The organism is Secundilactobacillus hailunensis, assembly GCF_005405185.1.
Taxonomy (GTDB): domain Bacteria; phylum Bacillota; class Bacilli; order Lactobacillales; family Lactobacillaceae; genus Secundilactobacillus; species Secundilactobacillus hailunensis.
The window spans coordinates 16,312-28,320 of record NZ_BJDO01000009.1; the positions used below are offsets into that span (position 1 = coordinate 16,312).

Here is a 12,009-nt window from a genome sequence, read left to right on the forward strand (position 1 = left end):
TTCTTTTTCATGCAGTAATAAAATACTAATAGGTGGCGGAAAAAGGTATGAAGCGTATCAAGGCATATGAAGGAAAACGAGTTATTGTTGTTGGGTTAGCTAAAAGTGGTTTAAATGCAGCACGGCTGCTTAAAAAATTAGGTGCTGAAGTCACGGTCAGTGATCAGCAGCCCTTAGAGAAAAATTCAGAAGCACAGGAATTGCAGACTGAAGGCGGGTACACCGTTTTGACGGGTGAACAGGACCCTTCACAACTGGATGCTGGCTTTGATCTAATGGTTAAAAACCCCGGTATCCCTTACGATGTACCGCTGATCAAAGCAGCTGTTGATCAGAAGTTACCAATCATCACAGAAATTGAGCTGGCCAGTGAGATTGCCGATGCAGAATTGATCGCTGTTACTGGCAGCAACGGTAAAACGACGACTACGACCATGATCACCAAGATGATGAATCAGGAACGGTCGGCCGGTAAGAGTGCCTATGCTGGCAACATTGGGGTACCGGCTTCTCAAGTGGCCCAAAAACTGACCGATCAAGATACGATGGTGATGGAAGTCTCTAGCTTTATGCTGCTGGGGACGACTCAATTTCACCCGCATATTGCTGTGTTAACGAATATTTTTGCGAACCACTTGGATTATCACAAAACTCGTGAAAACTATGTCAGAGCTAAGATGCGCATTACCCAAAACCAAACGGCTGATGACTATTTCGTGGTCAACTTTGATTCAGAAGAACTGGTTGGCTTGAGCAAACAATCTCGCGCCAAAGTGGTGCCATTTTCACGGTTAGCCAAAACTAAAGATGGCGCTTATGAATTGGATGGCACGCTGTATTACAAGGATGAACCCATTATGGCTGCTGAAGACGTTAAAGTCCCTGGTGACCATAATATCGAAAATGCCCTGGCAGCAATTGCCGTAGCTAAGATCGAGGGCCGTTCCAGTGAGGCCATCAAACACGTTTTGACGACTTTCAGCGGTGTTCGTCACCGGACCCAATACGTGCTTACCAGCGAAGGCCGTCAGTTCTATAACGATTCTAAAGCCACTGATATTGAAGCCACTGAAATGGCTTTGAAGGGCTTTAAAGCACCTGTTGTACTGTTAGCAGGGGGCTTGGACCGTGGCTATACCTTTGAGCGGTTAACACCGTTCTTTAAAAAGCACGTTAAAGCTATTGTTTTGTTTGGTGAGACGAAGGATCTCTTAGCAGACGCTGCTAAAAAAGCGGGTATTAAGCAAATTAAGTTTGTTGAAAACGCTGAAGCAGGTGTGCCAGTCGCTTACCAGTACAGTCAGCCTGGCGATATTATTTTACTGTCACCAGCCAACGCGAGCTGGGATCAATACCCGAACTTTGAAGTGCGCGGTGACCGGTATATCAAAGCGGTTGAAGACTTAACTGGTAAAAAGGAGGAGAACTAATGCGGTTGATGGTTTCTGGCGGCGGTACGGGTGGTCATATTTACCCGGCACTAGCTGTGATCAATGAACTTAAGCGACAGGACCCAGACGCAGAAGTACTCTACGTGGGTTCCCACCGGGGAATTGAAAGTACGATCGTACCAGATCTAGGAATTCCTTTTGAAGCAATGACCATTCAAGGGTTCAAACGGTCCTTATCACTGGAAAACTTAAAGACGGTTTACTTGTTTTTAAAGAGCGTTCACCAGTCTAAGAAACTGGTCCGGTCGTTCAAACCGGACGTTGTTCTGGGAACCGGTGGCTACGTTTCAGGCGCCGTTTTGTATGCGGCGGCTAAACTGCACGTCCCAACGGTGATTCACGAACAAAACAGCGTGGTCGGGATGACTAACAAGTTTCTGAGCGGTTACGTAAATAAGATCGCCATTAACTTTGAGGATGCCAGAGCCCAATTTCCGGCTGACAAAGTGGTCATGACGGGTAACCCCAGAGCGCAGGAAGTCGCCAATATTAAAAGCCACTTTAGTCTATCAGCCTTTAAGTTAAAGGATGATGTACCAACAATCATGGTCGTCGGCGGTTCTCAAGGGGCGCTAAAGCTTAATCAAGTTATGGTTGAATCATTACCAACGTTGGCTAAGAAGCCTTATCAGGTCGTTTTTGTGACCGGCCCGAAACGGTATGATGACGTCATGAAACAGGTAACTAAAATTGGTTCTGCTGATAACATTTCGATTCAGTCATACATCAATAATATGCCGGAAGTACTGCCAAAGCTTGCGGGGGTAGTCGGCCGTTCCGGTGCGACGACCTTAGCTGAATTAACGGCTTTAGGCGTCCCTTCAATCTTGATTCCAAGTCCGTACGTGACAGCGAACCACCAAACCAAAAACGCGCTGAGTTTAGTCAACGCCAACGCGGCTTTGATGATCAAGGAAGCTGATCTGACCACCCAAACGCTGGTATCAGCGATGGATGAATTAATGACTGATGACAGCAAACGTGCTGCGATGGCCGCTGCGGCTAAGAAGCTTGGTAAACCTAAGGCAGCTACCGAAATGCTGGCGTTGCTAAAAGAGGTTAGCCAGTCGTAATTTAGGAAGTGAGTGCAAGATGAGTTTTAAAATCAACCGGGACAAATCCAATCGCCACGTGGCAATTACACCGTGGGAAAAATACCAGTCTGAGGAGCGCAAACGGGCTGCTAAGAAGCCTAACCGGGTTCAGCGAATCGGGGCTAAACTGCCGCGGTTGAAGCATCAAAAAAATCGTCGTCTTGCACAGCGAATGGGCATTTTGATCGCTATCTTTGGGATCATACTGGTCATATCAGGCTATTATGTGTCACCGTTAAGCCACGTTGGCCGGATCAGTGTGAGCGGCAATCAAGCCCTGTCCAGGCAGCGGGTGATCCAACTCAGCGGTATTGATCATGGTGATTCGATCTACCGGGTCGTGGGGAAAGAACAGCAGTTGAGCAAACGGGTAAAACGGCAAACACCGCGAGTGAAACGCATCACATTTTCGATTGCCCATTTCAATCAGCTGTCGATTCACGTGGCTGAATACCCAACGGCCGGTTTTGTGCCTGCTAACGGCTACTATCGGGTTGCTCTAGGCAGCGGTGTGATCTCTCAAGAACGGCAAAAGCAGCCAACGGGAAGCTACCCAGTTTATGATAAGTTTAAATCCCATAAACAGCTCTCCCAAATGATTCAGCAATATGCTAAACTATCCAAAAAGATTCAAACTGGGATCTCAGAAATCCAGTTTTCACCAACCCAGGCGGATCCTGAACGCGTTCATTTATATATGAATGACGGCAATGAAGTGTATGCCACGATTTCAACGTTTGCCAGCAAAATGGCTTATTACCCAAGTATCGCGGCTAAAATGTCGCACAAGGAAATTGTCAATTTGGAAGTTGGCGCGTACTCGTATTCGTTTTAAAGGAAATGGGTCAGCCAAATAAATCCAGTGTTGGTGAAACCGCTTTAGAGACGACCGTTTTATTGCGCGATCTAAGGGGAATAATGTCTTTTTTAACGAGTAGTGTTTGTGGTAAACTGGAAAGTAAAATAAGACTTTTTTTATGAGAATTCATTAAATCGAAATCAGAGGAGGTTCCTGCTACTATGGATACTTCGGGCATGTATGTAGGACTTGATATCGGAACTACCTCAATTAAAGTCATCGTGGCAGAATATTTAGAGGGACAGCTGAACGTACTGGGTGTTGGTAACGAACGTGCAGCTGGTCTGAGCCGTGGCGTGATCGTGGATATTGATAAGGCGAGTGAAGCAATCAAACGGGCAGTGAAAGCTGCCGAAGAGAAAGCCAGCATTCAGATTCACGATGTGATTGTGGGTATTTCGGCAAATATGTTAAAAATTGAACCGGTAACGGGTATGATCGCTATTGGCGATCAGGCACGGGAAATTACTGATCAAGATGTTAGAGACGTTGCGTCAGCGGCCATTATTCAAAATTTGCCGCCAGAACGCGAAATCATTAATCTAGTACCAGACGAATTTATTGTTGATGGCTTTGACGGGATTAAAGATCCCAGATCAATGGTTGGTGTTCGTCTGGAAATGAATGGGATGCTCTTTACTGGACCCAAAACAATCGTACATAACACTAAAAAGGCGGTTGAACAGGCTGGGTTAAATGCACAACTGGCGGTTGTCAGTCCAATCGCTCAAGGCTTAAGTATTTTGAGTGACGGGGAGCAGGACTTTGGGACCATTCTGCTGGACTTAGGAGGCGGCCAAAGTACCGCAGCTGTGATCCATGATCACCGGCTGAAGTTTGCTGAAGTCGATCCTGAAGGCGGCGATTACATCACCAAGGACATTTCAGTTGTGCTGAATACGTCCATTGAAAATGCCGAAAAATTAAAGCGTAACTATGGGTATGCGGATTCATCACGGGCTTCAGAGGATAATCAATTTCCCGTTGACGTTGTGGGTCAAAGCAGACCAAGCGATATTTCAGAAAAGTATTTAGCAGAGATCATTGAAGCGCGCTTAATGCAGATCCTGGAGAAACTTAAGACGCAGTTAACTGCCACCAACGCTTTATCCTTGCCTGGTGGTATTGTCTTGACGGGTGGCGTTGCCGCACTTCCAGGCATTACTGATCTTACTCAGGATGTCTTCGACGTACCGGTCAGAGTTTCAATACCTGATCAAATGGGACTGCGGCACCCTTCATTTACTCAGGCGTTATCATTGGTCAATTACCGTGGTCAAATGAGCGAAGTGGCACTGCTGGTTCAGTCAGCCTTAGCTGGCAACGACCAGTTAGTTTCGCAAATTGATTCACAGCCAGAACCGCAGCAGTCCGTTGAAGTGAACGATTCACGTCATACTAAGCCTGCTCAAAGTCGTACGGATAAACCGAAAAAACAACGTGGACAGGGGATCAAGAAATTCTTCACTGAATTCTTTGATTGACCCGATTACTGGAGGGATTTAAAAATGGAATTTTCGTTAGATTCAACACAAAACCGAGGAGCCAATATTAAAGTCATTGGCGTTGGTGGCGGTGGTGGCAACGCCGTTAACCGGATGATCACAGAAGACGTTAAGGGTGTCGAGTTTATTGTTGCCAACACTGATGTTCAAGCACTAGAAGCTTCGAAGGCTGAAACTAAGATTCAATTAGGACCGAAGCTGACACGTGGACTAGGTGCTGGATCTAATCCTGAGATCGGTTCTAAAGCTGCTCAAGAAAGTGAAGATCAGATTTCAGAAGCCCTGACTGGTGCTGATATGGTTTTCGTCACCGCTGGTATGGGCGGTGGTACTGGTAACGGTGCTGCGCCTGTCGTGGCAAAATTAGCCAAGGAACAGGGTGCACTAACCGTGGGGGTTGTTACCCGACCATTTACGTTTGAAGGCCCTAAACGCTCCCGTTTTGCTGCTGAAGGTGTTGCAGCAATGAAGGAAAACGTGGATACTTTGATCGTGATCGCCAATAACCGGTTACTGGAAATCGTCGACAAGAAGACCCCAATGATGGAAGCCTTCCAAGAAGCCGATAACGTGCTTCGTCAAGGGGTTCAAGGAATCTCTGACTTAATTACCAGTCCCGGTTATGTCAACTTGGATTTTGCTGATGTGAAAACCGTGATGCAGGATCAGGGCGCCGCTTTAATGGGTGTTGGTTCCGCTAACGGCGAAAACCGGACGGAAGATGCCACTAAGAAGGCTATTTCATCACCATTGCTGGAAGTCTCAATTGATGGTGCTGAAACGGTGCTGTTAAACATTACTGGTGGCCCAGACCTGTCCTTATTTGAAGCACAGTCTGCCTCAGAGATCGTTTCTAAATCAGCCACTAGCGATGTCAACATTATTTTCGGGACCTCGATCGATGAAAATCTAGGTGACGAAGTCCGGGTGACCGTCATTGCCACTGGTATTGACAAAAAGAAACACGAGACCGCTACTCGGACGGCACGTCGGTTAGCTGATGGTGCCACCCCCGTTAATAATTCACACCGGGTTGACCATGACAATCAGATGGACAGCTTTAATGCCAGTCAAAGTGGTCAAAAGCCAGCAGCATCCACTGAATCGCGTCGACCAGATACTAGTGAATTCGACGGTGTCTCTAAACCCGACTTCAGCGTCTTTAACAACGATGACACTTCAAATAGTGACACAGATAATGATAACAGCCTTGATACACCGCCATTCTTTAAGCACCGTCGTAAAAACGACTAGTGCAACTGAAATACATGGATAAATAGCGAAAGGAGCGTTTACTATGGGAAAATTTAGTATGAGTCGCTTTTTCGGCATGGATGATAATTACGAAGATGATGCTGAAGTATCCCAAGACACTCAGCAGCCAGTAACTGATCAATCGTTGGCACACAACCTGCATCCACGACATGATGACAATAAAGTGGTCTCTTTGAACGCCCCCCGTACAGCGACGAATAGTAAAGCCAGTAAAATTGCTTTAGTTGAACCGCGGCTGTATTCGGACGTCCAAGACATTGCCAGTCAATTGCTCAAGCAGCAAGCTGTGATTGTTAATTTTAGTCGGATCGATGATGCTAATGCCCGCCGAATCATTGATTTTTTGACGGGAACGGTATTCGCTATTGACGGTGATATTGAACGAATCGGTGACGCAATTTTCTTATGTACACCCAAGAATTTTGAAATTACCGGAGATCTCTCAGCCACTTTAGGCGAGAAACTGAAGTAAGGAGTGAGTTTTTGGTCGCTTTTGTAACGTTTGTGTTTTGGTTATTAAGCCGGGCAATCGACTTGTACATTATGGCCATTGTGGTCTATGCGCTGTTGAGCTGGTTCCCGGGAGCGTATCAGACTAAGCTAGGGCAATTCTTGGGCGCTATTGTTGAGCCGTTTCAACGCTGGTTTAACTGGGCGTCGATCGGTATGATCGGTTTTGGACCGGTAGTGGCGATCTTTGTTTTAGGGCTTGTTCGCAGTGGCTTAGTGTTTCTTGAACAAATTGTTTTTCGACTTATGGGTATGTAATTAGGAGGGGCTGACGTTGGCTGATCACATTGCACAGCATTTTCGAGCAGAAGAAGCACCGTTTATTGAAAGCGCAACGGGTTTCATTCAACAGGCCAGTGATGAATATCGGCCAATTTTGACCCATTTTTTGAATCCCAGACAGCAATACATTTTATCAACACTAGTGAATAGTGACGCTGAGCTGAAGCTGACCTTTCAAGGCGGCTACCCCGGCGCAGAAATGCAACGGGCGATGATCTATCCAACCTACGTTGCCCCCGCAGATCTGGACTTTGAAATCAACTTGTTTGAGATCGATTATCCCAGAAAGTTCACCCAGCTTCAGCATGGTCAGATTTTAGGTTCCATCTTAGGTGCCGGCATTGATCGGGATGTTTTAGGTGATATTATTACTGACGGTGAGCGATGGCAGTTCTTCATTACGGCGGATATGAGCCGCTACGTGAGTGCGCAGGTTGACCGGATGGGTAAGATCAAGGTGCGGTTGAACCAAATGAATCTGGCGGATCATATCGTGCCGCTCGATGCCTGGGAAGAAGAGAGCACGACGCTGTCTTCTACACGGCTTGATAACGTGGTGGCAACCGGTTTTCATCTATCACGGCACCGCGCTAAGGAGTTGATCGAAGCCGGTCGAATTCAATTAAATTGGAATGATTTTGAGCGACCAGATTACCAACTGGAACATCAAGATATTATTTCAGTTCGTGGGTTTGGCCGGGTGCGGTTAACAAGTGTTAACGGCGTGACCAAGAAGGATAAGCTGAAAGTCACACTAGCAGTGCTGCATAAATAATTGCAATTGGGGAGGAACGGACAATGGTACTTAGCCCATTAGACATTCATAATAAGGAATTTTCAACAAAGTTACGTGGTTACAACGTTGACGAAGTGAATGATTTTCTCGAACAGATTATTAAAGATTATCAGATCACGCTGGATCAGAATAAAAAGTTAACGGATCAACTAGCTTCCGCAGATGAGAAGCTGAAGTACTTCAATGATTTGAAAGATTCACTGAACCAGTCGATCATTGTGGCACAGGAAGCCGCGGACAAGGTCAAGTCGAACTCGCAAAAAGAAGCCGAGATCATCAATCAAGAAGCGCAGAAACAAGCGGATGACACGGTGAATGAAGCAACGCAAAAGGGTAACCAGTTAATTTCGGAAGTTTCCAAACGGGCGCAAAAATTAGCCGTGGAAACTGACGATCTTAAGAAGAGCACCCGAGTATTTCGGCAGCGGCTGCAAGTCATGCTTGAAAGCCAGCTGGAAGAAATTAAGAGCGACAGCTGGGATAACCTGCTTAAAGATGACGGCTCGTCGACCTATGAAGAAATTAAGAACGTCATTAAACAAAACAAACTTGACAATGAGAATGAAGATGGCGTAAACTCGACTTCACAAGCAGATGAACAATCCGATTCATCGGGTGAGATCTATGACGCTGATCAGCCGGTTGATCCAGATAACGATCAGTCAACTGAAACGGTCGTAATCTTCCCAGATGATGACGCTAAAAAGTAATCTGCGGCTAAATCTTAAAGCGGTATGAAGAATAGAAAGCATCCCAGCAAGTTTCAGAGAGCCGGTGTCATGGTGGAAAGCCGGTAACCTCTGTTGGAATGCAGATCATCTTCTAGCTGTCTGACTGAAACACGTAGGTCAGAACGGGTCGGCTCCGTTAACGGCTAAGATAAGAGAATTATTGATTCTAAAATTGGGTGGTACCACGAAGACTTCGTCCCTTGGGTGAGGTCTTTTTTTGTGCCATCCAATAATTTGAGGAGGGACCCTAATGCGGGTAAAAGACACACTGAACTTAGGTAAAACCAAGTTCAAAATGCGCGGTAATTTACCAGTCAAAGAAGCTGAACTTCAAAAAGCTTGGGCTGATAATAAAGTATATCAATTAAGACAAAAATTAAACGAAGGTAAACCAACGTTTATCTTACACGATGGCCCGCCATACGCGAACGGTGACATTCACATGGGTCATGCTTTGAACAAGGTTTCAAAGGACTTTATTGTCCGTTACAAGTCAATGAACGGTTTTCGAGCACCCTACGTTCCCGGTTGGGATACTCATGGCCTGCCAATTGAACAAAAGTTGACACAGCAAGGTTACGACCGTAAGAAGATGTCGACGGTTGCATTCCGGCAATTATGCCGTAAGTATGCTTTGGAACAAGTTGACCGTCAGCGTGAAGAATTTAAACGTCTAGGTGTTACTGGTGACTGGGATAATCCATACCTGACATTGAAGCCTGAATTTGAAGCCCAAGAAGTACGGGTCTTTGGGGCCTTTGCTAAACGCGGTTTGATCTTTAAGGGTAAGAAACCAGTCTTTTGGTCATGGTCATCTGAATCTGCAATGGCTGAAGCCGAAGTTGAATACCACGATGTGACATCACCTTCCGCTTTTTACGGTGAACAAGTCGTTGATGGCAAGGGTGTTTTGGAAAACGGCAATACATACATGGTCGTATGGACAACGACGCCATGGACAATCCCCGCATCAGAAGGAATCACCATTGATGCCGGCTTTGATTACTCAGTTGTTCAGCCTAAAGGGGAAACCCGTAAGTTTGTGTTAGCCACCGAATTGGTTGACCAATGTGCTGAGAAATTTGGCTGGGAAGACGTTAAGACATTGAAGACGGTAAAGGGTAAAGAACTCGACCGTGTCTTGACACAGCACCCATTTTACCCAGACCGTAAGTTAGTGACGATGCTCGGCGATTTCGTTACCTTGGATGCCGGTACTGGCTTAGTTCATACCGCACCTGGTTTTGGTGAAGATGACTTCTACGTTGGTCAAAAATACGGACTTGATATTTTAGTCCCAGTTAATGATAAAGGCTACATGACTAGTGAAGCCGGTCCTGATTTTGAAGGGGTCTTCTACGATGATGCCAACAAGATCTCACTGGATAAGCTAAAAGATGCTGGTCTGTTACTGGACTACATGCCATATAAGCATAGTTACCCATTTGACTGGCGGACTAAGAAACCGGTTATCTTCCGGGCAACGCCGCAATGGTTTGCGTCAGTTGATAAGATGAAAGATGAAATTTTAGCTGCTATTGATGATGTTCAATTCTTCCCTGACTGGGGCAAGAAACGGCTGCACAACATGATTCGTGACCGTGGTGACTGGGTCATTTCACGGCAACGGGTCTGGGGCGTGCCACTGCCCATCTTCTACGGTGAAGATGGTGAGGCCATTATTACGCCAGAAACGGTTGAACACGTGGCGCAGTTATTTGGTAAGTATGGTTCTGATGTCTGGTTCTCACGTGATGCCAAAGACCTGTTACCAGATGATTTTACTTCACCACATTCTCCAAACGGTAAGTTCACCAAGGAAACTGACATCATGGATGTTTGGTTCGACTCCGGTTCTACTCATCAAGGAGTGCTGGTTGAACGGCCAGAATTGAAGTACCCGGCTGATCTTTACCTTGAAGGCTCTGATCAGTACCGTGGCTGGTTCAACTCGAGCTTGATCACCAGTGTGGCGGTTTCTGGTCATGCCCCATACAAGGCGGTATTATCACAAGGATTTACCCTTGATGGTCAAGGCCACAAGATGAGCAAGTCGTTGGGGAACACCATTGCCCCAGCTGAAGTCATTAAGAAGATGGGGGCCGAAATCGTCCGTCTCTGGGTTGCTTCTGTTGATAGCAGCGCTGACGTGCGGGTCTCAATGGACGCCTTCACCAAGATCTCTGATGCTTACAAGAAAATCAGAAACACCATGCGTTATATGCTGGCGAACACTAGTGACTTTGATCCAAAGACCGATGCGGTACCAGTTGAAGACTTAGCTTCAGCTGATAAGTATATGCTGGCTCAATTCAACCAGCTGATTGAAAGCGTTAAGGGTCACTATGATCGTTATGACTTCTTGGATATTTACAAGGAAGTAATGAACTTCGTGATTTCTGATCTATCAGCCTTCTATCTGGACTTCGCTAAGGATATCTTGTACATCGATGCTAAGGACAGCCATTCACGCCGTTCAATGCAAACTGTTCTGTATGACATTGCAGCCGGTTTAACTAAATTGTTAACACCGATCCTGCCACATACAGCAGAACAAATTTGGCCATTCCTGAAGGAACCGGAAGACTACGCCCAACTAGCTGAGATGCCTGAAGTTCAACACTTCAACGGTGAAGATCAGTTAGTTGAAAACTGGGACGCCTTCATGGAATTGCGTTCAGATGTCTTGAAAGCTTTGGAAGAAGCGCGTGATCAAAAACTGATTGGTAAGGCTTCTGAAGCTAAATTGACGTTGTACCTTGATGACAAGCAGACTAAGTTATTAAACGACTTAGATACTGATGTTCGTCAGGTATTATTGGTATCTGGTTTGACGGTTGCCAAAATGGCGGATGCACCAGCGGATGCTGAACAATTCAACGATGGTGTTGCCATCGTTGTGGCCGAAGCTGATGGTGACGTTTGCGAACGTTGCCGGATGACCCGCGAAACGGTGGGTTCAGACCCTGATTATCCGCACTTCTGTGACCGCTGTGCCAAGATCGTTCGCGCAGAGTTCCCAGAAACTGTGGGTGTCGCGTTTGACGAAAAGTAATTAAAGATTAAAACAAAACGGGTGTCAGACGAATGGTTTTGTCTGGCGCCCGTTTTTTGGACGCCACTGGCTTGATTTAGATGGGCTTGGTAGTTTAAAATAAAAAGCGAGTTATTTTCAATTAACGCCAATGACACTGCTTAATTTCCAAGTCATAAAATGTTTAGAACGTAATCAGATAAGTAACTTAACTTGAATGGAGTGGCAGTATGATTAAAGGAAAAGTAGAACGTTACAACGAACAAAACGGGTTTGGCTTCATTAAATCTGAAGCTGGTGAATCGCTTTTTGTGCACTATACCGGGATTGAAATGGGCGGTTTTAAAAAATTAACGCCCGGACAAGAAGTTGAATTCGTTGTGGTTGAAGGTCAAAAGGGGCCTCAAGCAGCACGGGTCCGGCCAGTTCAAGAATCAACGCAGACGGATTCTGAAGCATAATTACTGATCAA

11 protein-coding genes are annotated in these 12,009 nt (G+C 45.9%); all 11 read left to right on the forward strand.

The features are described from left to right. Nucleotides 1–47 precede the first annotated feature (47 nt). The 11 genes from murD to FFM73_RS04090 all read left to right on the forward strand — a co-directional run bounded on the left by murD (nt 48) and on the right by FFM73_RS04090 (nt 11,998). Entirely contained in the window at nt 48–1,430 is a 1,383-nt protein-coding gene (murD, locus tag FFM73_RS04040) for a UDP-N-acetylmuramoyl-L-alanine--D-glutamate ligase (protein ID WP_137630505.1), read from the forward strand. Continuing rightward, a complete protein-coding gene (gene murG / locus FFM73_RS04045) occupies nt 1,430–2,524 on the forward strand; it encodes an undecaprenyldiphospho-muramoylpentapeptide beta-N-acetylglucosaminyltransferase (protein ID WP_137630506.1) in 1,095 nt (364 codons plus the stop codon). The genes murD and murG overlap by 1 nt, the downstream gene beginning before the upstream one ends. A 19-nt stretch (nt 2,525–2,543) precedes the next feature. Next, entirely contained in the window at nt 2,544–3,380 is an 837-nt protein-coding gene (locus FFM73_RS04050) for a cell division protein FtsQ/DivIB (RefSeq protein WP_137630507.1), read from the forward strand. Between the two features lie 185 nt (nt 3,381–3,565). After that, nucleotides 3,566–4,888, forward strand: coding sequence for a cell division protein FtsA (gene ftsA, locus FFM73_RS04055; protein ID WP_137630508.1), 1,323 nt, complete (start codon nt 3,566–3,568; stop codon nt 4,886–4,888). A 24-nt stretch (nt 4,889–4,912) separates the two neighbouring features. Further along, the gene (gene ftsZ / locus FFM73_RS04060; protein WP_137630509.1) at nt 4,913–6,163 is read left to right on the forward strand and encodes a cell division protein FtsZ; all 1,251 of its coding nucleotides are present in this window, start codon (nt 4,913–4,915) and stop codon (nt 6,161–6,163) included. Nucleotides 6,164–6,206: 43 nt separating this feature from the next. Then, a complete protein-coding gene (locus FFM73_RS04065) occupies nt 6,207–6,656 on the forward strand; it encodes a cell division protein SepF (protein ID WP_137630510.1) in 450 nt (149 codons plus the stop codon). 11 nt (nt 6,657–6,667) lie between these two features. Then, nucleotides 6,668–6,952 carry a YggT family protein gene (locus FFM73_RS04070; protein ID WP_235874448.1) on the forward strand — a complete coding sequence of 95 codons (285 nt, stop codon included), beginning with the start codon at nt 6,668–6,670 and terminating at the stop codon, nt 6,950–6,952. A 16-nt stretch (nt 6,953–6,968) separates the two neighbouring features. Next, the gene (locus FFM73_RS04075) at nt 6,969–7,751 is read left to right on the forward strand and encodes a YlmH family RNA-binding protein (protein ID WP_137630511.1); all 783 of its coding nucleotides are present in this window, start codon (nt 6,969–6,971) and stop codon (nt 7,749–7,751) included. A 23-nt stretch (nt 7,752–7,774) separates the two neighbouring features. Beyond that, entirely contained in the window at nt 7,775–8,482 is a 708-nt protein-coding gene (locus FFM73_RS04080; RefSeq protein WP_137630512.1) for a DivIVA domain-containing protein, read from the forward strand. A gap of 271 nt (nt 8,483–8,753) precedes the next feature. Next, nucleotides 8,754–11,558 carry an isoleucine--tRNA ligase gene (gene ileS / locus FFM73_RS04085; protein ID WP_137630513.1) on the forward strand — a complete coding sequence of 935 codons (2,805 nt, stop codon included), beginning with the start codon at nt 8,754–8,756 and terminating at the stop codon, nt 11,556–11,558. Nucleotides 11,559–11,767: 209 nt separating this feature from the next. Beyond that, the gene (locus FFM73_RS04090) at nt 11,768–11,998 is read left to right on the forward strand and encodes a cold-shock protein (RefSeq protein ID WP_137630514.1); all 231 of its coding nucleotides are present in this window, start codon (nt 11,768–11,770) and stop codon (nt 11,996–11,998) included. The last annotated feature ends 11 nt before the right edge of the window (nt 11,999–12,009 follow it).